This is a genomic window from Alloyangia pacifica (genome assembly GCF_003111685.1).
GTDB lineage: Bacteria > Pseudomonadota > Alphaproteobacteria > Rhodobacterales > Rhodobacteraceae > Salipiger > Salipiger pacificus_A.
The window spans coordinates 86,791-108,600 of record NZ_CP022193.1; the positions used below are offsets into that span (position 1 = coordinate 86,791).

The 21,810-nt window shown below is 62.9% G+C and carries 21 protein-coding genes; 8 read left to right on the top strand and 13 right to left on the bottom strand.

Translation table 11 applies throughout. From position 1 onward, the window contains the following. The first annotated feature begins 50 nt into the window (after positions 1-50). From CEW88_RS22905 to CEW88_RS22925, 5 genes are all read left to right on the top strand, one after another. Positions 51-512 (top strand): Lrp/AsnC family transcriptional regulator, encoded by a 462-nt coding sequence (locus tag CEW88_RS22905; RefSeq protein ID WP_108970702.1) that lies wholly within the window; start codon positions 51-53, stop codon positions 510-512. Positions 513-873: 361 nt separating this feature from the next. After that, complete coding sequence (locus CEW88_RS22910) at positions 874-1,197, top strand: PRC-barrel domain-containing protein (protein ID WP_108970703.1); 324 nt, start codon at positions 874-876, stop codon at positions 1,195-1,197. A gap of 164 nt (positions 1,198-1,361) precedes the next feature. Continuing rightward, positions 1,362-1,898, top strand: coding sequence for a lipocalin family protein (locus CEW88_RS22915; RefSeq protein WP_254694599.1), 537 nt, complete (start codon positions 1,362-1,364; stop codon positions 1,896-1,898). Between the two features lie 430 nt (positions 1,899-2,328). Next, positions 2,329-2,994 (top strand): potassium channel family protein, encoded by a 666-nt coding sequence (locus CEW88_RS22920; protein ID WP_108970705.1) that lies wholly within the window; start codon positions 2,329-2,331, stop codon positions 2,992-2,994. Between the two features lie 39 nt (positions 2,995-3,033). Beyond that, positions 3,034-4,341, top strand: a complete 1,308-nt coding sequence (locus tag CEW88_RS22925) for a TrkH family potassium uptake protein (RefSeq protein ID WP_108970706.1) — start codon at positions 3,034-3,036, stop codon at positions 4,339-4,341. Between the two features lie 272 nt (positions 4,342-4,613). Here the strand turns inward: CEW88_RS22925 and CEW88_RS22930 are convergent, their stop codons facing one another. From CEW88_RS22930 to CEW88_RS22970, 9 genes are all read right to left on the bottom strand, one after another. After that, on the bottom strand, positions 4,614-5,687 hold the full coding sequence (locus CEW88_RS22930; RefSeq protein ID WP_108970707.1) for an ABC transporter ATP-binding protein: 1,074 nt from the start codon (positions 5,685-5,687) through the stop codon (positions 4,614-4,616). Between the two features lie 3 nt (positions 5,688-5,690). Further along, on the bottom strand, positions 5,691-6,533 hold the full coding sequence (locus CEW88_RS22935; RefSeq protein WP_108970708.1) for a carbohydrate ABC transporter permease: 843 nt from the start codon (positions 6,531-6,533) through the stop codon (positions 5,691-5,693). Beyond that, positions 6,530-7,423, bottom strand: a complete 894-nt coding sequence (locus CEW88_RS22940) for a carbohydrate ABC transporter permease (RefSeq protein WP_108970709.1) — start codon at positions 7,421-7,423, stop codon at positions 6,530-6,532. The genes CEW88_RS22935 and CEW88_RS22940 overlap by 4 nt, the downstream gene beginning before the upstream one ends. Before the next feature lie 67 nt (positions 7,424-7,490). Next, the gene (locus CEW88_RS22945) at positions 7,491-8,750 is read right to left on the bottom strand and encodes an extracellular solute-binding protein (protein WP_108970710.1); all 1,260 of its coding nucleotides are present in this window, start codon (positions 8,748-8,750) and stop codon (positions 7,491-7,493) included. A gap of 109 nt (positions 8,751-8,859) precedes the next feature. Beyond that, complete coding sequence (gene arfA / locus CEW88_RS22950) at positions 8,860-10,368, bottom strand: arabinosylfuranosidase ArfA (RefSeq protein ID WP_108970711.1); 1,509 nt, start codon at positions 10,366-10,368, stop codon at positions 8,860-8,862. A 96-nt stretch (positions 10,369-10,464) separates the two neighbouring features. Next, on the bottom strand, positions 10,465-11,385 hold the full coding sequence (locus CEW88_RS22955) for an ArsR/SmtB family transcription factor (protein ID WP_108970712.1): 921 nt from the start codon (positions 11,383-11,385) through the stop codon (positions 10,465-10,467). Between the two features lie 276 nt (positions 11,386-11,661). Then, the gene (locus tag CEW88_RS22960; RefSeq protein ID WP_254694590.1) at positions 11,662-12,696 is read right to left on the bottom strand and encodes a LacI family DNA-binding transcriptional regulator; all 1,035 of its coding nucleotides are present in this window, start codon (positions 12,694-12,696) and stop codon (positions 11,662-11,664) included. Between the two features lie 60 nt (positions 12,697-12,756). Next, complete coding sequence (locus tag CEW88_RS22965; RefSeq protein WP_108970714.1) at positions 12,757-13,749, bottom strand: ABC transporter permease; 993 nt, start codon at positions 13,747-13,749, stop codon at positions 12,757-12,759. 12 nt (positions 13,750-13,761) lie between these two features. Next, entirely contained in the window at positions 13,762-14,502 is a 741-nt protein-coding gene (locus CEW88_RS22970) for an ATP-binding cassette domain-containing protein (protein WP_108970715.1), read from the bottom strand. Between the two features lie 160 nt (positions 14,503-14,662). Here CEW88_RS22970 and CEW88_RS22975 point away from each other — a divergent pair, with 160 nt between their 5' ends. Together CEW88_RS22975 and CEW88_RS22980 are read left to right on the top strand one after the other, a co-directional pair. Next, positions 14,663-15,025 (top strand): NAD(P)-dependent oxidoreductase, encoded by a 363-nt coding sequence (locus tag CEW88_RS22975; protein ID WP_108970716.1) that lies wholly within the window; start codon positions 14,663-14,665, stop codon positions 15,023-15,025. A 111-nt stretch (positions 15,026-15,136) separates the two neighbouring features. Beyond that, complete coding sequence (locus tag CEW88_RS22980; protein WP_108970785.1) at positions 15,137-16,066, top strand: substrate-binding domain-containing protein; 930 nt, start codon at positions 15,137-15,139, stop codon at positions 16,064-16,066. A gap of 194 nt (positions 16,067-16,260) precedes the next feature. On the opposite strand, the gene CEW88_RS22985 is transcribed toward CEW88_RS22980, so the two are convergent. Genes CEW88_RS22985 through CEW88_RS23000 form a run of 4 tightly spaced genes read right to left on the bottom strand, consistent with a single transcriptional unit; the run spans position 16,261 to position 20,752 of the window. Further along, entirely contained in the window at positions 16,261-16,560 is a 300-nt protein-coding gene (locus CEW88_RS22985) for an AtuA-related protein (protein ID WP_108970717.1), read from the bottom strand. A gap of 34 nt (positions 16,561-16,594) precedes the next feature. Then, the gene (locus CEW88_RS22990) at positions 16,595-17,932 is read right to left on the bottom strand and encodes an acyclic terpene utilization AtuA family protein (RefSeq protein ID WP_108970718.1); all 1,338 of its coding nucleotides are present in this window, start codon (positions 17,930-17,932) and stop codon (positions 16,595-16,597) included. After that, positions 17,929-19,788 carry a TRAP transporter permease gene (locus CEW88_RS22995; protein ID WP_108970719.1) on the bottom strand — a complete coding sequence of 620 codons (1,860 nt, stop codon included), beginning with the start codon at positions 19,786-19,788 and terminating at the stop codon, positions 17,929-17,931. Before CEW88_RS22995 ends, CEW88_RS22990 begins: the two co-directional genes overlap by 4 nt. A 1-nt stretch (position 19,789) precedes the next feature. Then, positions 19,790-20,752 carry a TAXI family TRAP transporter solute-binding subunit gene (locus tag CEW88_RS23000; RefSeq protein ID WP_108970720.1) on the bottom strand — a complete coding sequence of 321 codons (963 nt, stop codon included), beginning with the start codon at positions 20,750-20,752 and terminating at the stop codon, positions 19,790-19,792. A gap of 95 nt (positions 20,753-20,847) precedes the next feature. Between CEW88_RS23000 and CEW88_RS23005 the strand changes: the two genes are divergently transcribed. Then, positions 20,848-21,771, top strand: a complete 924-nt coding sequence (locus tag CEW88_RS23005; RefSeq protein ID WP_159099710.1) for a LysR family transcriptional regulator — start codon at positions 20,848-20,850, stop codon at positions 21,769-21,771. Positions 21,772-21,810: the final 39 nt, after the last annotated feature.

Consider the following 21,810-nt stretch of genomic DNA (forward strand, 5'->3'; position numbering starts at 1 on the left):
CACGCACTTCTTGAAACACATGTTTCAGATTCACAATAATTGCGAACGCCATGACAAAGATATCGCCGCTCGAAGCCCGAATGCTTGCCATCCTGCAATCCGACGCCTCGATCAGCATGAGCGAGCTCGCGCGGCAGACGAGCAGTTCGAGCGCCACCTGCTGGCGACGCCTGCGTGAACTGGAAGAGGCCGGCGTGGTCAGCACGCCGGTGCGCCTGGTCGATCCGGCCAAGGTCGGGCGGGGCATGGACGCCTTCTGCCAGGTGCGGATGAAGGCGCAGGACGCCGACGCGCGCTCGGCCTTCCAAAGGGCGATGGACCTTGAGCCCGCGATCGTCGAGGTCTACTCGATCTCGGGCGACTGGGATTACCTGCTGCATATCGTGGTGAAGGATATCCCAGATCTCGAGAATATCCTGATGACCCGCATCCACGAACTGGATTGCGTTGCCACTGCCTCGACCATGTTCGTGCTACGCCGCGTGAAGCACACCACGCGCATCCCGGTCTGAACCTCGAACAGTCGCTTCGGTGGCACCTCGGATCGTTCCATATACGCGACAAGGCGTCACCGTTCTCCCCTTGCCCCAGCCAGCGTGCCTAGGCTCAGATGGTGTATTCGATTTGCGCCCCACTTTCAGCTTCGGTCTCGGCGGTGTCGCGCACGCGGCCGGCGCTTTTCGCCAAAGCTCCTCGGTGAGGTTCAGTGAGGTGCTGACTCGGACGTCCAGGGTATTCGCTTCGCCCTGCCTTCGGGTGGCGTTTCTTGTCACAGCAGGTGCTCCGGCCCCTGGGGCGCCTTCCAGCTTTTAGAATGGAACCTCAAGGATCGACGAACATTGTCGGTGTGAACCGCAATAAATCGGAGGCATCATGCGCCACATCACTTTGCCCGCTCTTTCGCTCATCCTCATGGCCGGCGCAGCATCGGCACAAACGATGGACGTGTCCTCGCTTCACAGCATCGACGACGCCGACATCATGGGGGCAGATGGCAAAAAAATCGGTGAAATCGAGGAGATCTTGGTCAACGATTCCGGCGAGCCCGTCGCAGCTGTCGTCGAAGCCGGAGGCTTTCTGAACATTGGCGACGACGATATTGTTGTCTCGCTCGACGAGCTCACCTTCGATAACGGTGATTTCACCACCTCCATGACCGAGGAGGAACTGAAGAACCTTCCCAAGTGGGAGGATTGATCGCCTCGTAGCTTGGACAACGCTACCGTGGCGGCGCGCACAGGCTGCGCGTCGCCTGTCGCTTTGATAGCACCGTGCGGCCCGGATACGTTCGGCAAGAAACACGCACTCGGAATATTGACCTATGAACGAACGTTGCAGAGCGGCGTTGAAGGAAAGCCATTTTGAATAAAAGACTTACGCTCACCTCAGCCGTCGTTGCAATACTCCTCGCCGGGTGTGCTGCGATCCAGCGCCCAGAGGTCGCCAACCCGAACGTGCCGGAGCCGAAGAAACCGGTTGAGCTGAGCAGGTACCTCGGCGTTTGGTACGAACAGGCGCGCTTCGACCATTCCTTTGAACGTGATTGCATGAACGTAACCGCGAAATATGAGCTGCGCGACGACGGGTTGATCGGGGTTACAAATCGATGCCAAAGAAACGGCGAGACATCGACTACTAAAGGAACCGCTTCGATCGCAGGGGACCCCGCGAAACTTGAAGTGACCTTCTTCTGGCCATTCAAAGGCGACTATTGGATCCTGGATCACTCGGACGACTACTCTTGGTCGATTGTCGGCGAACCGAGTGGCCGTTATTTATGGTTCCTTACGCGCAAGATGTCGGTGGATGAGCCGACGATTGACATGCTCAAAGGCAAGGCGCGTGAAATGGGATACGATTTGACGGGCCTCATCCGGGTTAGGCAGATTGAAGAGTGATTGACTTCGCCCTCCGACATCTGATCGAGGGGCTTCCTGTTCAGGCTTTCCTCAGCATGCCGGTCGAAAAGTGCCAGATTGTTTGTCTCCGACCGGGCCAGCTCGGGCGAGGCGACTATTTGCTCGAGTGGGCCTGAGCGTTCGTCACTGAACAGTGACCTCACCTCGAGGGGACAGAATGCGTGGGCACCCGTCCATAGCTTGGCCGGCCTTTGCTGACCTTGGCCTGCCCGACGATGCCTCACGATTCCAAGAGCGTTTCGGGGAAGCAGCACGGCAGCGACGCGCTCTTCCATCAGCGGCAAGTCCTGGCCGCGACCTGCGGTCCCCTTGTCGATGATACTGATTTTAAAGGCTGGCTCCCGGCTACGCTGCCAATTGACAGTTCTGATGCCCGGCTCTACCTCCTGATTTCTGCAAGGAGGCCATCATGCCCAAACCGAAGTCTCGCAGTTTCGCCGTCATCGGCCTCGGAACCTTCGGCACAACCGTCGCGTCTGAGTTGGCCCGGTTCGGCAACCACGTGCTTGGGATCGACCTGCAGGAACGCAACGTCTCACGCGTCGCCGACACGATTGCCGAAGCGGTGATCGCCGATGGCCGCGACGACCAGGCTCTGCGCGAGGTCGGAGTGGGCAGCTACGATGTTGCCGTCGTCGCCATCGGCGAAGAGCTCGACGCCAACATCCTTTGCACCATGAACGTCAAGATGCTTGGCGTGCCCACGGTCTGGGTGAAGGCGATGAACCGCACGCATCATCGGATTCTGTCCAAGCTTGGTGCCGACCGGGTGATCCTGCCCGAGCAGGAGATCGGTCGCCATATCGCCCAGATGCTGCACAACCCGCTGGTCCGCGACTACGTGAGCCTCGGTAACGGCTTCCACGTGGTGGACTTCCGCGTGCCCCAAAGTCTCGACGGTACGCCCATCGACAAGATCGGCCTGTCCGAGAAGTTCGAGCTTTGGACCTTGGGGCTCATGCGCGGCAGCGACTATGTGGACTGCCGGGCCGGGGCGACCGAACTCAAGGCGGACGACAAGCTGCTGCTCCTCGGACGCAGGGAAAACCTGCGCCGCTTCGCGGACGGGCTCTGAGCGCCGATGCGGCCCGTATGGTCAAAGGGGGTATGGCGCATGCAGTTGCCCCCGCCCGCGATCCTCGCCGGTCTCTATGCGGTGCTGATCGTCCTGGGTGGCGCTCTGCTGATGGTGCCCGCAGCGACGGCGATGCCGATTACCTGGTCGGACGCGATCTTCACCGCCGCCTCGGCCGTGACGGTGACCGGCCTCGTGGTCTCGGACACCGGCAGCCAGTTCACCCTCTTCGGTCAGGGGGTCATTATGGTGCTGATCCAGCTGGGTGGGCTGGGGTTGATGACCTTTGCCGTGCTGTTGCTGTCGATGCTGGGTCTTCCGGTGACGATCTCGCAGCGCATCTTCCTGCGTGAGGATCTCAACCAGACTTCGATCAGCGACCTGCTGGTCCTCGTTCGTGGGATCCTCAAGACTGTGCTGGCCTGCGAACTCTTGGGAGTGGCGCTGCTGTCCGCCGTCTTCGTGCCCGAATTCGGCTGGGGCGAGGGGCTGTGGCAGGCGCTTTTCCATACTGTCTCGGCGTTCAACAACGCGGGCTTTGCGCTCTTTCCCGACAGTTTGTCGCGCTATGTGGGCAACCCTGTAGTCAACCTCACGATCCCGGCGCTGTTCATCTTCGGCGGGCTGGGGTTCATCGTGGTGACCGAGGCCTACGGCAAGCGCCGCTGGCAAGCGTTCTCGCTGCACACAAAGCTCATGTTGGTCGGCACTCTGGCTCTGATCGTCTGGTCCGTGCTGACCTTCGCTGCACTGGAATGGACCAACCCTGCGACGCTCGGCGGGCTTGCCAGTACCGGTGACAGGCTGTGGGCCAGCTGGTTCCAGGGGGTGACGACCCGCACCGCTGGCTTCAACACCGTCGACATCGGCGGCATCCATGACAGCACCTCCATGATGTTCATGTCCCTCATGGTGATCGGTGGAGGCAGCACCTCGACGGCCGGAGGCATCAAGGTGACAACCTTTATCGTCCTTCTTCTTGCGACCGTCGCCTTCTTCCGGCGTAGTCAGCAGCTGCACGTCTTCGGGCGGAGTATCGGTGCCGAAGAGATCATGAAGGTTCTGGCGCTGACCATGGTAAGCCTGCTGACCGTTCTGGTCGCGATCTTCCTCGTGACCCTGTCCCACGATGGGGACTTCATCGATCTTGCATTCGAGGTCACCTCGGCCTTCGGTACGGTCGGATTGTCACGGGGGACCACCGGAGAGCTGGACGGCTTCGGTCGCGCGGTGATCATCGCCGTCATGTTTGTCGGCAGGGTTGGACCACTGACCCTGGGCTTTTTCCTTGCAACACGATCCAAGCCCCGGGTTGGGTACCCTGCGAGCAAAGTTTATCTCGGGTAGCCCTGTGCGAGAGCTTGCTCACACTGACCCTGACCGAGCCGCTTTATCGTCGAGACTGCGATCACACGGGCCTCTTGACGAACGACGAGAGGTTGACGCATTGGGACGTCGCCAGCACCTGCTCCGGCAGCACCTTCTTCAGCTCTGCAGTCTCGGTCACGGACGTTTTCAGCCGCTTGGTCTCGGACACTTCCACGGCGCCATACTTTCACCGCCACTTTGCAGAACGTGGCATCGCTTATGCCGTGCTTCCGGACAGAGGCGAATCCCCGTCAATCTGCGTGGTGGGCGCGACCGGTGGAATCGAAAAGATGCAACTGGGTGGTATCGAAGCGGAGGGCCACGCTGTCCCCTGGCGCGACCTGCGAGCGTCCGCCGTCGAGCGCGATGACCGAGGTGCCGTCGCTTAGGCGGGTATGGACCAGCGTCCTGTCCCCAAGGTGCTCCACCACAGTGGCCTCACCCTTCGTGTCACCTTCGCCTGTTGTGACGTGCACCGCTTCGGGGCGTATCCCCAGCTCGTATGTGCCGCCATCCGGGATCGAAATGTTCATCGTCACGCGCGATCCGTCGCCGAGGACGGCAACAGCCTCTCTGCCAGAAATCGCCACGTCCGCTTTCATGAAGTTCATGCCCGGACTTCCGACAAAACCGGCGACAAAGCGCGAGGCAGGATAAGTGTAGACCTCCATCGGTGTGCCGATCTGCTCGATCCGGCAATTGTTGAGGATGACAATCCGGTCGGCGAGCGTCATGGCCTCGGTCTGGTCGTGGGTGACATAGATCATCGTGGCCGCGATGCGCTGGTGCAGCTGCGCGAGCTCGACCCGCGTGCGCACCCGGAGCGCAGCGTCGAGATTTGACAGCGGTTCGTCGAAGAGAAACGCCGCGGGCTCCTTGACGATCGCCCTGCCAATGGCCACCCGCTGGCGCTGCCCGCCCGACAGCTGGCTCGGGCGGCGGTCGAGAAGCGACTCCATCTCGAGGATACGCCCGGCATCCGCGACCCGGGCGGCGATGTCCTTCTCCTTCATCCCGATATTGCGCAGTCCGAAGGCCATGTTGTCGCGCACGGTCATGTGGGGATAAAGGGCGTAGTTCTGGAAGACCATCGCCACGTTTCGTTGGCCCGGGGCGAGAGCCTGGCACTCTCGACCGCCGATCAGAAGCTTGCCGCGGTCGATGGACTCGAGACCAGCGATCATGCGCAGCAGGGTGGACTTTCCCGAACCAGACGGCCCGAGAAAGGCCATGAATTCTCCCTGCTTTACCTCGAGACTGATGTCTTTGATGACCTCGACGGCGCCGAAGCTCTTCGAGACGTTCTGCAGTGCGATATCTGCCATGTCTTACCCCTTGATCCCCGCACTGAGCGTGATGGCCTGCGTTACCCGCCGCTGAAAGAGCAGGTAAGCGAGCGCGACAGGGAAACCGGCGAGCACGGCCGAGGCCAGCTGCCGCGCGTAATAGACGCCGAAGGCGTCACTAACTTGGGTGATGCCGACCGTGATGGTCATCATCTCGGTCCGCGTGACCGCCAGGAACGGCCAAAGGAAGGCGTTCCAGGCCCAGATGAAGGTGACGATGGAAAGCGCCGTGGTCACGCCCCAGTTCATCGGAATGTAGACCTTGGTCAGGATCCGGAACTCAGAGGCGTTGTCCATCACGGCCGCCTCGCGGAATTCTTTCGGAACCTGGTCGAAGAACTGCTTATAGACGATGATGATCACCGGGTGGATGAGTTGCGGCAGGATGATCCCCGCCCAGGTGTTCAACAGGCCCATATTCGCGATCAGCACGAAATGGTTGATGATAAGAACCTGCGTGGGGACCATGAAGCTGGCCAGGATCAGCCACCACAGCAGGCTCCGACCGGGAAACCGGAGCTGGCTGATGGCATAGCCCACCAAGAGCGAGGTGGAGACGGTCAGCACCGTTACCCCAAGGGCCGTGGCCACCGAATTCATGTACCAGCTGCCGATCTGCGTCTCGGTCAAGGCGAACCAGTAGTGCCGTAAAGTTGGGTTCTCGGGCCAGAGTTCGATATAGGGGCGCACGACCTCGTCCTCGAGCTTGAAGGACGAGACGATGCCCCAGTAAATCGGGAAGGCCCAGATGATCGCGGCGATCACCGTCAGGATCGTGATGATCGCTCCGGCGATGTTGTAGCGTCGCGTCGTGGTCGGGGTCATGTCTTGCGCTCCGCGAGGCGCAGAAGCTGGAAGTTCAGCACCGAAACCACGATGACGACCAGGAAGAGCACCACCGCGATGGCTGCAGCGCGCCCGCCGTCGTCACTCTGGAACGCGCGCTGGTAGATGTAGTAAACCATCACCAGATTGTCGTTCGGTCGCCCCCCTATGGAAAACAGGTAAACTTGGTCGAAGATCTTGAGCTGAAGGATCAGCTGGATCGTCAGGACCAGCGCCGTGACGGGCCACAACAGCGGCCACGTCAGTTTCCGGAAGACGGTCCAGCGTCCGGCATTATCCAGTTCCGCCGCCTCGTAGATTTCGGTCGGGATCGCCCTCAGACCCGCGAGAAACAACAGGATGGAGAACCCGCAGGTCCACCAGATCGTCACGAAGGCCACGGCGGGCATGAACCAGGTCGAGGTCTTGAAGATCGGCACACGATCGATGCCCAAGGCATCGAACAGATGCATGGCGATGCCGAATTGGAAATTCAGCGTCCAGTCCCAGATCCGGTAGACCACAGAGACCGGCAGGATGTAGGGCAGGAAGAACAAGGCCAGCACGAGTGCTTGAAGACGCCCCGAGAGCCGCGTGATGCCCAAGGCGATGGCAAGCGCCACGAGCGTCCCCGGAACCACGCTGAGCAGCACGAAATAGGCCGTGTTCCAAAAGGCCGTGTCGAAGCGCCGGTCATCTGGCAGACGGGTATAGTTGTCGAGACCGGTCCATTCTGCGGTCTGCGGCCCGAAGCTGATCAGCGGCGCATCCTGAAAGGACAGGATGAACATGTCGATCGTCGGGTAGACGAAGATCAGCCCGTAGATCGCCACGAAGGGTGCGATCAGGACATAGGCGATCAGCGTGTCTTTTCTCGCGTTGCGGATCACGCCGGGTCCTCCAATTCGAACCTTTGGTCAGACGAAAGGAGGGGCACGCGCGCCCCTCCCGGAACCATTACATGTCGTTGAGTTCGTACTGGATTTCCTCGACTGCCTCGGCCGGATCCATCTCTCCGTTCAGCGTCGGAACAAAGTAGGTGGACATCACGTCGAACATCGGACCAGCGACGCCCGCGAATGTGCTCTGAGGGTCGAATATCATGTTCTTGGTCAGCGAGGAGTAGGTCGCATTCGGCTCCATCTGGGAATATTCCTCGGATGCCGTCACGCGCGAATTGGCCGGAATGTGGCCCGCGGTGGCCCAGAACAGCGAGTTCTTCGACATCCAGGACATGACTTCGAGCACCGCGTCGCGCTTGGCGGTGCCATCATCCACGCCGTTGTTCGCCGGGATCGCGAAGGCATGGCTATCGGCATAGGTCGAGGGATGGTCGAAGATCACCGGCAGTTCGACCGCGCCCCAGTCGAAGAGCCTGCCTTCGTCGCTCAGATCCTTCATCGTCGGGACTTCCCAAACGCCGTTGATCATCATCCCCGCTTCGCCCGAGGTGAAAAGCGCAACCGTCGCGGGATAGTCGGTATAGGTCGACTGCCACTTCTTATTGGTCCAATCCTGCAGCACGGACAGTGCATTCTGCAGTTTCTCAGCGTTGTCACCGGCCAGGAATTCGCCGTCGGTCAGAAGCTCGCCGTCTTGCTGGCCCATGAGCGAGTATATCGTGCGGTACATGAAGTTGCCGTCGGCTGTCACCGAGGCCAGCGGATACTCGACGCCCGCATCCTTGAGCGCGGCAAGGGTTTCTTCGAAGCCCTCGCGACTGTCGAGCCCCATGGGCGTGCCATCCTCGTTGAGCCGGCCGGCTTGCTTGAGAAGCTCTCGGTTGTAGTAGAGCACGATGGGATGCGTATCGAGCGGCACGGCGTATTGCTTGCCGTCGACCGTCACCGCGTTCCAGGTGGACTCTGCGAAATCCTCCTGGCTCAGTCCCATCTTCTCCCAGTCCGCATCAGTGATCGGCTGCAGCAAGCCTTGGCTTACGGCGAGCGGGATGCGGCTGGCGTGGTAGGCCATGATGTCGGGGGCTTCGCCCACGGCGACCGATGTCTGAACTTTCGTGTAGAAAGGTACGCCCCATTCGAGCGTGGTCGCATCGATGGCGATCTCGCCCTCGTGTGCCGTGTTGAAGTCCTCGATCATCGACTTCAACCGTACGCCGTCGCCGCCACTCAGGAAATCCCACCAGACGACGGTCTCCTGCGCCTGGGCAGCCGTCGCAAGCGTGGCCCCGAGGACCATACTCAACACTTGTTTCATTTTTCTCCTCCCAAAGAAAGGCCGGACCCCGGCCGCAGATCAACTCTACACTACTGCCGGTTCCTATCAACGATTTTGGCGGTATATACCCGATATTCCGATACAGTCGTCACAGTGTGACCCGGATCACAGAATAGCTGTAGGGCGGGAGGGTCAGGCTGAGAGTGTTTCCATCTATCTTGGCACCGCTACCCTCTTGCGGCACCACCGTGTCGGGCGCCTCCATCGTGTTCCGCGCCTCCAGATAGTCGTGGTGGATCAGGGTATGGCTTGCGGTCTTCGGTGTGCCGAACCTCTCGAGCGACAGCTCGACCTCCATTGGCTCGCTCCCGTTCCGGTTGACGGCGAAGAAGGTCACGCTGCCCAAGTCGGCGTCGTGCACGCCGGCAATATCGAGGTAGCTGACCCCTGCTGCCATATCCGCGTCATAGGTCGGACAATCGACATCCAATTGCAGCGCGGTGCCGCGACCGTGGAGCGAGGCGAGCTTGAACGGATAGTAGATCGTCTGACGCCAGGCCGGACCGCCCGGGCTGGTCATGATGGGAGCGATCACGTTCACGAGCTGCGCGATGCAGGCGATGCGCACCCGATCAGAACGACGGATGAAGGTGTTCAGGATGCAGCCCACTTGAAGCACATCCTCGAAATTGTACACATCCTCCAGGATCGGCGGCCAGTACTTCCAATCCTTGCCTTGCAGGTAGAGCTGATCCTGCTTTCTGGTGTGATACCAGACGTTCCATTCATCGAACGAGATCGTCACATCCTTCTTCGACCGCTTCTTGCCCTTCACGAAGTCGATCACGCCACTCACCGTGCCGATATAGCGATCCAGCTTTTCCGGGAGAGCAAGGAAGTTCGCCGTGTTCTTCTCGTAGTTCTCGAAATACATGTGCAGCGAAATGTGGTCGATATTGTCGTAGGTCTCCTCGAGCACGGTGGCCTCCCATTGCGGGTAGGTCGGCATGTCCGAGTGGGAAGATCCGCAGACCACCAGTTCGAGATCGCTGTCGAAGGCCCGCAGCGCTTTGGCCGTTTCATTGGCAAGTTGGCCGTATTGGCGGGCCGTCTTGTGGCCGACCTGCCAGGGCCCGTCCATCTCGTTCCCCAGACACCACGTTTTCACCGCCCAAGGCTCTGCCCGCCCGTTCTTGCGACGCAGGTCGGACCAATAGCTGCCGCCGGGGTGGTTCACGTATTCAACGAAGCTCCGGGCCTCATCGAGGCCGCGTGAGCCGAGATTGACGGCAAGCATCATCTCGATGTTGGACTTCTCGGCCCAGTCGGCATATTCGTGAATGCCCACATGGTTGTTCTCGAGCGTCTTCCACGCGAGATCGAGCCGGGTCGGCCGATCCTCCTTCGGGCCGATACCATCCTCCCAGTTGTAGGCAGAGACAAAGTTGCCCCCCGGATAGCGGCAAATCGGCGTGTCAAGTTCGCGGACGAGGTCGATCACGTCCTGCCGCATCCCGCTGGCATCGGCGCTGGGGTGATCGGGTTCATATATGCCGGTATACACGGCCCGACCCAGATGCTCGAGGAAAGAGCCGTAAAGCCGTTTGTCGATATCCGCGATGGTGTAGCGCGCATGCGCGGTGACACGAGCCCTCATGCGATCTCTCCCTAATGTACCCTATCTTCCGGTTTGTACCGTGTATGCCGATATGGTTGCGAGGGACGGGGGCTCCGTCAAGTGTTTTCTGGGGGCTCACCGCAGGCGCATGGTGATGTCCTGATCATAGTTTCCAAAACCGCGCCCGAAGATGTTCAACCCTCCGGGATGCTCGGCATCATCTCGCACGCCGATGCGGACCCGGATCGAACGGTGCCTGTCGACCTCCAGATCCGTCAACGTCACATCCGAAACCCGCAAGCCGTCAACGTAGGTACCTTCGCCGTTGATCCGCCACGTCTTGAGCTTGCCGTATTGAGACCCCGCCAGTTTCCACCAGGCGGGTGTGAAAACCCCCCGCTTGTCGCCGAAATCGCCGGGCGAAGTCCAGGTGGCGACATGAGTCCCGTTCACACTCAGCGAGATGTCGGAGGGCCAGTCGGCGGAGGTGCCCGGCACTTCGGAGCTCAGCTCCATAGAGAACTCGAGAGACTGAACCGGCTTGTTCAACAGTTTGGCATTGTTGGGAAACTGATACTCAACAAAGCCCCTGGTGAACCAGAGGAGCCCTGCCCTCATGCGTTCGGGATCGAGAAAGGTATCGGGCACGTCGAGCAGGCCGATCACCCCCTCGGCAGAGCACAGCCCGCAGGGAGCGGTCACTTCGACTTGCGAATAGAGACCGAGCGGCATGGATACCTCGATCTCGTCGTCGCGCACCTCCGGTCTCTGGTCGCCAAGAGCCACGAGGATCTCGGTATAGACTGGCTGACAGACCTTCTGGTTGCCCTTGCGGGCCTTCTGGATGTCGGTGGCGACAAGGCCCACGCTCTCGAGAATCTGCATGTTCGAAGAAATCGTGGACTGCGGGAGAGAGAGTTCGGCCGCGACCTGATTGACGTTCATTGGGCCGGTCTTCGCCAGAAGTTTCAGGATCGAGATACGTACCTCGCTCGCCAGACCTTTCAGAACATCGAACTGAGCAATCGGATCGACGACGAGCAGCTTGTTGGTCATCTGGATGGCCTTTTCCGGCGAACACTGGTCATATATATCCGAACATCGGGTATAAAAAAAGAGCCAATGCACCTTGCTCCTTCATGAGCAGGGCATGTCCGCATGGCTTGGCCTATCAGCGCGCCTCGATTCAGAGCCCCGGCCGCAGAGATCTCCATACCCGGAGATCGCAGGCCGACCATGGGTCAGCAATCAACTTGGGCCGATCGGTGGGGGCAGATCAACGGCCACGCTGCACGACGAGGCGATCGGCGCAGACCATGCACGGCTCAGAGGTCAGCGGCCGGTTTCTCGTGAACCGTCTGCCGAGGATTGAACAGAGTTCCGCTCGATCAGCGGGCACTCCACCTTGATCTGGTCATGCCTGTTGGGCATGCCCCCAGCCATGTCCAGAAGCATCTCTGCCGCGATCGCCCCCATTTCCGCGTGGGGCAGGACCAATGTGGTCAGCGGAGGCCGCATGAACTGGGCGATCTCTCGATCGTCGAAGCCCACTACGGCGACGTCTTCAGGAACCCGCAATCCCAACTCGCGAAGCGCGTCATAGCAGCCGAGGGCCATCATGTCGTTGGCACAGAAAATCCCGTCGGGAGGCGTGTCCGACGCGAACAGCGCCATCGTCCCATCGTATCCGGCCGAGGGCTCCCAGTTGCCCGGAACGACGAGCCTGGGATCGAAGGGAAGATCGTTGCTCGACAATGCCTGCCGGTAGCCGCGGAGCCGGTCGCGGGACGCGTCGATACCCTCCTCGCCATTGATAAACGCGATCTGCCGGCAGCCTGCCTCGATCAACCGCTGGGTCGCTGTCCGCCCGCCGACGAGGTCGCCCGGCAAGACAGAGGGCAGTTTGCGCTTCGGATCATAGCAATTGACCAACACAGTCGGCGTGTTGAAGAAGACCTTGGGCGGGCTGATCTGCCGCGTCAGGATGGTGCCGTATAAAAAACCCAAGACCTGCTGATGCGCCATCTGCTCGAGGATCTGGTCTTCGAGTGCCTCTTCGCCGCGCAGCACCGCCAAGGTCACCGCGATGCCCTGTTCGAGCGCCTTCTCCCGCGCGCCATCGAACGCCAGGGACATCCAGGGATCGGAGGTGAGCTCGTCCACAACGAAGCCGATCATCTTCGACTCAACCGGCATCTTCGGCTGGCCGCGCGCCGCGAGGTGGTAGCCCAACTCTTCCGCGGCCATGCGGACCCGCTCGCGGGTGGCTTGGCTGAGCCGCGCGCCCGCGCTGCCGTTCAGGACCAGCGATACCGTCGCCTGCGAGACCCCCGCCCGCGCCGCCACATCCATCATCGTCGGTCGCAAATGCCGCCCTCCTGTTGGCCCCCGGGCGTCTGTATACCGGCGCCCCGAGCAAGGTCTAGCTCATCGCTGCATGTGGCGGATGCGGTCGAATGCCACGGCGATCACGATAAACGTCCCTATGAACATGCCTTGCCAAAACGTCGAAACTCCCAGCAGGATCAGCGAGTTCCGGATGACCTCGATCAGCAGGGCACCGACAACCGCGCCAAGCGCCGTTCCCTCTCCGCCGTTGAGGTTGGCGCCGCCGATCACCGCCGCTGCGATCACCGTCAACTCCATCGCATTGCCAAGGTTCGTCGTCACGCTGCCCAGCCATCCGGCCATCAGAATACCCGTCAACCCGGCGGTGAATGCCGAGAACATGTAGACCGAGACCTTGAGCCGCGACACCGGAATGCCGGTAAGCGTTGCCGCCTGCTCGTTCGAGCCGATGGCGAACAAATGCTGCCCCCAGCGGGTCCAGCGGAACACGAAGGTCATCACCAGCGTCAGAGCGATCAGCGCAAAAAGCGGATGAGGCAGCCCGAACGTCGCCCCGCCGCCGATCCAGAGCAAGAGGTCGTGGTCGGGTCCGAACTCCCAGATCATCTTGTTGTCGGACAGGACCATCGCGGCCGAGCGCGCGGCCGAGAGCATGCCGAGCGTGACCACGAAGGGGGGCATCCCGGCGTAGGCGATCAACACCCCGTTGATGAATCCGACCAGCAGCGCCACGCCAAGGGCGGCGAGCGCCGAAAGCCAAAAGGTATGGCCCGCCGCCATCAGGACGCTGATGACCATCGCCGTAAGGACGACCGTCGAGCCTACCGAGAGGTCGATCCCGCCCGAGGCGATCACCGCAGTCATGCCGATGGCGATGATCGCGACGAAGGCGAAGTTGCGCGAGACGTTGAACAGGTTGCGCGAGGTGGCAAAGGAATCTGTAGCCAAACTGAGCGCGACGCAGGCGATCACCGCTGCTAGAAAGACCCAGAACACCTGCATGTTGGCAACACGGGCCACGGCACTTCGATGCTGGGCCAGATCGATGACATCTTCGATTGATGAGGACATGGGCTTCCTTTCTCAGGCCTTGTCGATCGCGCCGGTGATGAGGCCGGTGACCTCTTCTGGCGAGCTCGAGCCGACCGGTTTGCTCGCGACCAGAGCGCCACGGCGCAGGACGGCGATGTTGTCGGCGACCGCGAAGACATCGGGCATGCGGTGGCTGATCAGGAGAACGCTGATCCCCTCGTCCCGCAGGTGCCGGATCAGGTCGAGCACCTCGGCCACCTGCCGCACGGAGATTGCCGCAGTGGGCTCGTCGAGCAAGACCAGCTTGGCCTTCGACAGCAGCGTGCGGGCGATGGCCACCGCCTGCCGCTGCCCTCCTGACATCCGGCGCACCACGTCGCGCGGCCGGGTCTCCGACTTCAGCTGCTGGAAGAGTTCGCCGGCCCGGGCATGCATCCGCGGGTAGTCAATCACGCGGATTGGGCCGAGCCTCCGTGTCGGCTCGCGCCCCAGAAAGACGTTCGACGCGGCGGTCATGTGATCGCAGAGCGCAAGATCCTGGTAGACCACCTCGACCCCGGCGCGCTGCGCTTCGACCGGCTGGTGGAAGGCGACCGCCTGGCCGTCGACTCGCATCTCTCCCGAGGATGGGCGGAAATTTCCGGCGATGATCTTAACCAGCGTCGATTTCCCTGCACCGTTGTCGCCCATGAGCCCCAGGACCTCGCCAGGGCCTATCTCGAGCGAGACATTTTCGAGCGCCCTGATGGCCCCGAAATGCTTCGATATTCCATTCAATTGCAGACGTGACACCCTTCGGTCTCCTCCCTGGCTCCTATGGAATCTGTCACCTTCCGGCGTCCGCAGCCCGCGCCGAAGCACTCGGCGGATCCAGGCTGCGATTGCGATAATCATACTTGACCAATTATTAGCTGCAAATATTATTACTTTTATTATTCGCGTGGAGGAGGAGATGCGGGTTCCTTTGATGCTTGGTCGGTACGGCGGGCCGCTGCGCAGGGATTTCTTGCGTGTCGACGATCTGGTCTCCGCAAGACTCGCCGCGCTCGACACCCCGTCCGCAACACGCAGGCTCTTCAATATCTCGATGAACCAGCCCATGGACTATGGCCGCGTCGCCGCATTGCTGACGCAGACCGGCGGACTGGAACGTGTCGACATCGCCATCTCATTTCGCAGCAACTGGATCAGCAACGCACGGGCATGGGCGGAACTGGTCTGGCACCCCCTTACTGATCTTGAGGTCCTGATCGAGCGAGCATGGAGCTTCGAGCGAAGCTCCGACGACCCTCGTCACACCTGGTACCCGGGCTGAACCCGGGACCTGGCGAGAGGAAACGCGCAACCCCAGGGAGGACTGAAATTGAAACGTGACATCGCAATTCTGGCGACGACAGCCCTTGTGGCACTCTCCACCAGCGCCGTCATGGCGCAGGACAGCAAGACACTGGCCATCGTGGTGAAGGGGCTCGACAACCCCTTCTTCGAGCAGATCAACCTCGGCTGCCAGCAGTGGATGAAGGAGCACGCGGACAGCGAGTACGAGTGCCTCTACACCGGTCCGGCCTCTTCGACCGACGAGGCCGGCGAGGTACAGATCGTCGATGACCTTCTGACCAGCGGGGTCGCGGCCATCGCCATCTCGCCCTCCAATGCACCTGCCATGGCCAACAGGGTCCGCGCGATCGCTCCGGAGGTGCCAGTGATGACCATCGACGCCGATTTCATTGCCGAAGACCGAGATCTGCGTGCAACCTACCTCGGAACCGACAACTACCTGATGGGCGTCAAGATGGCGGAAGAGGCGGCCAAGCTGAAGACCGAAGGCGGCACCGTCTGCTTGCAGCTCGGCAACGTCGCGGCGGACAACATCAACGCCCGGGCGCAGGGATTCCGTGACACCGCCGCGGGTGAGAAAGGCGTAGACCGGCTCACCGGCCAGAATGGCTGGACCGAAATCGAGGGATGCCCGGTCTTCACAAATGATCAGGCCGACCTCGCGAACCAGCAGATGTCGGACGTCTTCACCGCGAACCCGGATCTCGACGCCTTCATCCTCATCGGCGGATGGGCGCAATTCGCGCCGCAGGCATACGCGCAGGTGACAGACCAGGTGATGGACAAGCTGCAGAGCAAGGAGTTGGTCATCATCGCCGGCGACACCCTGCCGCCGCAGACCAAGGCCTTCCGCGATGGGCGCAGCCACGCCCAGGTCGGACAACGTCCCTTCGAAATGGGGCTACGGGCGCCGGACGTCATGATCCAGCTGATCAATGGCGAAACGGTGGACGATCCGCTCTTCACGGGCCTCGACGTCTGCAACGCGGACGATCCCGGCTTCTGCGCCGACAATTGATCGGCGCAGCCTTGCCGCACCAGACCGGACTGGTCGCCACCCGTCGTGGCGGCCGGTCGTCAAGAGAGCATCTCCGCGCATCTGGCGGCATACGGGACGGAAGACAATGTTCTGACCCCGAACCCTTCTTGCTGCGGCGGTCGCCGTGAGCGCGGGCGCAGCGGACGCGCAGGACTAGCGAGACCTCGGAATGCTCAAAGCCGCATCTCCAGGAGAACCGAAGCCAGGCACTTGCCGTGGGCATCGAGCGCGAGCGAGCGGGTGACGCCACCGGTGAGCGCACCGCGGATCACGAAGTTCAATGCGCACAGTTGAGGCAACGCGTAGCGTGTCACGTCCGACGCCATCACGCCGCCGAGGTGCCGCGCCACCCGCTCGGGCGTCACCTCGCGATCGATCAGCGGCCAGTCTTCGACCCTGTAGGCAATCACCGAGATGTTCGAAGTGTCGCCCTTGTCGCCCGTACGGGCATGCGCAATCTCGTGCAGTTTCATGGCGTCCTCCTTCGGATACCGGGATCCGAGGCGCTCAGGCCTCGATCCTCTCGGTGAGTTCGACGCGCACCGAGACCGATGCGGCGGGAATGAGCGTCGAGGCGACGGCAATGATCTCGCGGCTGGAACGGCTGACACCTCCGCCACCGGCCGGGCCGCAGAGATAAAGGCTCTCGACCTCCTCGCCGATCCGTTCCGCGGCCTCCTCGTCGGCGCAGCGTGCAGCGATCCGGAGCCGGACCTCGGAAGGATCCGCTGCGCCGCGCGCCGCCGCGGGCGCAACCGCGTCCAGTCCAATGAGCTCTGACCTCTCCTCGAGGATGCGCCCTCCCAAATCCGCCAGGCGCCGATGCACCACCTCGGCTGCCAGCCGTCCGCGCGCCACGCAATTGGCCCCCGCATAGGAGATCTGCCCCTCGCCGCGCCAACCGTCGCGGTAGCCCACCGAAACCTTGAGCTGCCCGCTCGCAGGATGCCCCGAGCCACCGGTGACCAGCACTCGGTCGGGGCCGACTTCTTCGAGCTCAACCTGCGAAAAATCCGCGACCACATCCGGCTGGATGTAGCGTGCCGGATCATGGATCTCGTAGAGCAGCTGCTCGGTGCAGGTGGCACGGGTGACCAGGCCGCCGGTGCCCGGCAGCTTGGTGATCACCGCGGTACCATCCTCCGATACCTCTGCCAGCGGGAAGCCCACCTCCGCGAGATCGGGCACCTCTTTCACCCCGGGATCGGCAAAATAGCCGCCGGTGATCTGCGCCGAGCATTCCAACAGGTGGCCGATCAGCGTGCCACGTCCGAGCCGCGCCCAGTCGTCCATCGCCCATCCGAAGCGGTGTACCAGCGGGGCGAGGAAGAGCGCCGGGTCCGAGGCGCGCCCGCAGATCACGATGTCGGCTCCGGCGTCGAGCGCCTCGACGATGCCTGCGACGCCGATATAGGCGTTGGCTGAGATCAGCCGATCTTCGAGGGCCCGCGCCGGCGCGCCGGTTTCGGTCAGCAGGCTGTCGCCGACGAGGCCCAGCACATCGTCCCCGGTGACGGCTGCCACGGTCAAGGGCAGGCCAAGCTCGCGCACCACGGCGCGGGTGCGCTCTGCAGCGGCGCGGGGGTTGGCCGCACCCATATTGGTGACGATCCGCGTGCCATTGCGGGCACAGGCGGGCAGCACGGCGCGCATGCGGCGCTCGAGCAGCGGGTCGTACCCGGCCGCGGGATCGGCAAGCCGCGCCTGCTGGGCGAGCGCAATGGTGCGCTCCGCAAGGCATTCGAAGATCAGGAAATCCAGCTCTCCACGCTCGGCCAGATCGACGGCCGGGGCGATGCGGTCTCCCTGGAAGCCCGCGCCGGTACCGATGCGCACCACGCTCATGCTACGGCCCTCCCCTGTGCGCGGCCCACCGCGCGGGCGCCGAAGAAGATCGCCAGGGCAACGAATGGCGTGGCCAGCATCGGCCAGATCGCCAGCGCGATGATGACCAGCAGCAATAGAATGTCGAGACCGCGCTTTCCGGTGAGGGGCGCGCCGCTCAGCAGCGCCGGAACCGCCAGCACCAGCGCCATGCCCGCAGCCACAGCTTCGATGATTCCGACGATGCCGCCCGACATGGTCATGCCGGGATAGAGCAGAAGCAGGAAGGGCACGAGGTAGGTCACCGCGCCAAGCCGCACCGCCTCGCCCGCGGCGGGCAGCCAGTTGGTGTTCGCGATCCCCGAGCCCACGAAGACCGCGACGCAGACGGGCGGGGTGATCACCGAGATCGTGGCGAAGTAGAACACGAAGAGATGCGCCGCGAGCGGATCGACCCCCACGGCGGTCATCGCCGGGGCGAGCACCGCGGCCACCAGCACATAGGCGGCGGTGGTCGGCAGGCCCATGCCCATGATCAGGCAGACCAGCCCGACGATGATCGCCACCAGCACGACCGAGTCGCCGGCCATGGTGACGATCAGCGAAGACAGCGTCACGCCGATGCCGGTCATGTTGATCATCGAGACCAGCACCTGCGCCCCGGCGAGCAGAACGCCGATGATCACCATGCCCTTGCCCGCGTCCTCGAGCCCGTCGATCACCCGCCCGGCCATTTCGCGCGGGTTCAGCCGTCCGGCCTGGGTGGCGACGAAGGCGATCAGCAGGCCGACGACCCCGTAGAAGGCGGCGGTGGCGATCGACCGGCCGAGCCATATGCCGATGCCAAGACCGCCAAGCGCGGCGAGGATCGGCAACACCCGGCGCGGCGCGGTGATGGTTTTCCAGTCGGGCATCTCGTCCTCGGGCACAACGGCAAGCCCGCGCTGCTGCGCGACGAAATGCACGGTGACGAAGACCGAGACGTAAAAGAGCACGGCCGGAAGGATCGCGCCGACGATGATGGTGGTGTAGGGCACGCCGAGGATCTCGGCCATGACGAAGGCGGCGGCACCCATGATCGGCGGCGCGATCTGCCCACCGGTCGAGGCCACGGCTTCGACCGCCGCTGCGAAGGGGCGCGGGTAGCCGAGGCGGATCATCATCGGGATTGTGAAATTGCCGGTGGTGGCGACATTGGCCACGGCAGAGCCCGAGATCATTCCGAAGAGCCCCGAGGCGATGGTGGCGATCTTCGCCGCGCCGCCCGGTTGGCGACCGCCGAGACGCATCGCCAGGTCCATGAAGGCCTGCCCGCCGCCCGAATGCAGCAGCAGCGCCCCGAAAAGCACGAAGGCCGCGATCACCGTTGCAGCGACGCCGGTCAGCATCCCCCAGATGCCGAGATCGCCGAGAAAGATGGTCTCGGTCACGAAGGCCGCGTCGAAGCCGCGGTGGCTCAGCGCGCCGGGCAGCAGGTTGCCGAACAGCGCGTAGCCGATGCCGATCAGCACCAACACGGGGAAGATCAGCCCGACTGTACGCCGCCCGAGCTCGAGCACCGACAGCACCAGACCGACGGTCAGCGCCATGTCGAGCGTCGTCGCCCAGGGCAGCGAGGTCATGATTTCATCGTAGTTCCAGACCACGTAGCCGCAGGCCCCCACCGTCACCGCGCAGAGCACGAGGTCGATGGCGAGCCCGAGCGGGCGCCAGGATTTCCCGGCGCCCAGCGGGTAGAGCGCGAAGCCGAGGGAGGCCACGAGGGCGAGGAAGATCGCCCGCTGGATCAGCCCTTCGAATGGGCCGGTGGCGGCGGTGTAGAAGACGAAGGCCCCGACGAGGATCGCCAGCCCCTTCTGGACGCGCTCCAGTGTCATGTCAGCTCCCCGGCTGCAGCTTGGCGGGAATCTCGAGCCCCTGCTCCTCGAACCAGCGCGCCGCGCCCGGATGCAGCGGGACGGTGCCGTAGTCGAGCGTCATCTGCGCAAGATCCGCGCCCTTCAGACTGGCCATGGCATTGGCCTGCGCGCTGTCATCGGCCATGATCGCCGAGACGATCTTGTAGGCGGTCTCGTCGTCCATCGACGCGGTTGCCGCGACGCCGACGCCGAAGCTCCAGGTGGTATAGGCGGGGATGCCGTCGGCGGCGCCTTCGGGGATGTCGATCACCGAGATGTCGGGCATTTTCTCGCGCAGGGTGTCTGCCTGGGCGTCCGAGAGGCCGACCACGGTGATGTCGGTCGAGGTGGCGATGTCCATGGTCGAGCCGTCGAGCTTCAGGCCCGACCCCGATTTCACGTAACCCGCCACCCGGTTGTCCTTGATCGCGCCGACGATGTCGGTGGTCGAGCCGCGCACGTAGTCGGCATCGAGACCGAGCGTGGCAAAGACCGCCTCGGTTGTCGACTCGGTGCTAGACCCCTTGATGCCCGGGTTGAAGCGCACGCCCGAGAGGCCCTCCAGGCTGTCGACGCCCGCGTCTTTGCGCAGGATCACATTCTGCGGTGCGTTGGTGTAGACCCACAGAAGTCGCAGGTCCTGCGCATTGCCCTCGAAGTCATTGGTCCCCGACACCGCGTGCTGTGCGGTGTTGGTGGTCACGAGGCCTAGGTCGACCTGCCCGCGCGCCATGCGGCGGATATTGTCCATGGTCGCGCCGGTCTCGACCACAGAGGCCTTCAGCCCCTCGGCCTTCTCGTTGATCAGCTGGCCGACGGCGACGAAATACCCGTAGTGGCTCGACGAGGCCGAGGTCGATCCGATGAGCAGATCCTTGTCCTGCGCCAGCGCCGGACCGGCAAGCAGGGTTGCGCCCATGAGGGCGTAGAGCGTTGTTTTCATGGTGTCCTCCCTTGGACCCCGGCTTCGGGATCGTGGAATGCACCATGACCGAAGTTGTTTGTTGCCTGAAGTGCGAATTTTGGCATAATTCGTGCATGGAACGCAGCAATCCGTCTTTTGCCGATTTCAACGCGGTGCTCGTCCTGCTGCGCTGCGGCTCGTTTCGCGCGGCCGCCGAGGTGCTGGCGCTCTCGCCCTCGGCGCTGTCGCGGCAGATCACCGGGCTCGAGGCGCGGCTCGGCGCGCGGCTCTTCGACCGCGACACGCGCAACGTCGCGCCCACCGCCTCGGGACTGGCTTTCGGGCGCGTGGCCGAACGGATGATCAACACCGCCGAGGACGGCATGGCGGAATTCGAGGCGCATCTGTCGGCGCGAAATGGCCGACTGACCATCGCCGGACTGCCTTCGGTGACCGCGGGCCTGCTTCCGGGGTTGCTGCGCAGCTTCTCGGCCACCCATCCCGACATCGACCTGCGCATTGTCGACGCGCTTTCGGGCAGCGTGATCGAGGCGGTCGAGGCCGGGATCGCGGAGATCGGCTTCACCGCCGGTACGCTCTCGGCGCGCAGCCGGCTCACCTTTCAGCCGCTGATGGACGATCGTTTTGTGGCGATCAGCGCGCCGGAAGGACCCTTGCACATCGAACGGGACTACACTTGGGAAGAACTCGTAGAAATGCCCTTCATCGCGATGGCACAGGGCACCAGCGTGCGCGAGTTGATTGACGGCGCCTGCCTGCGCATCGGCCATACGCTGGCGCCGCGTTTCGAGGTGGCGCATCTCGCCACGGCGGGCGCACTCGTGGCCGAGGGATTGGGGATCACCGCGCTGCCGACGCTCACGCTGCCGGTGTTGCGTACCGATGCGCTCGTGCAGCGAGAGATCATCGGCTTCGGAGCCCGGCGCCGCATCGGCCTCGTTCGCCGGTCAGGCCAGTCGCTGTCGCCCGCGGCACAGGCCTTTCTGGCCCACGTCCGCGAGTCGAGCCTGCCAAGGCGGGAGCTCTCGCGCCCCTAGATTGCCCGGCATGTTGCCATCTTCTGGACAGCCCCCCAG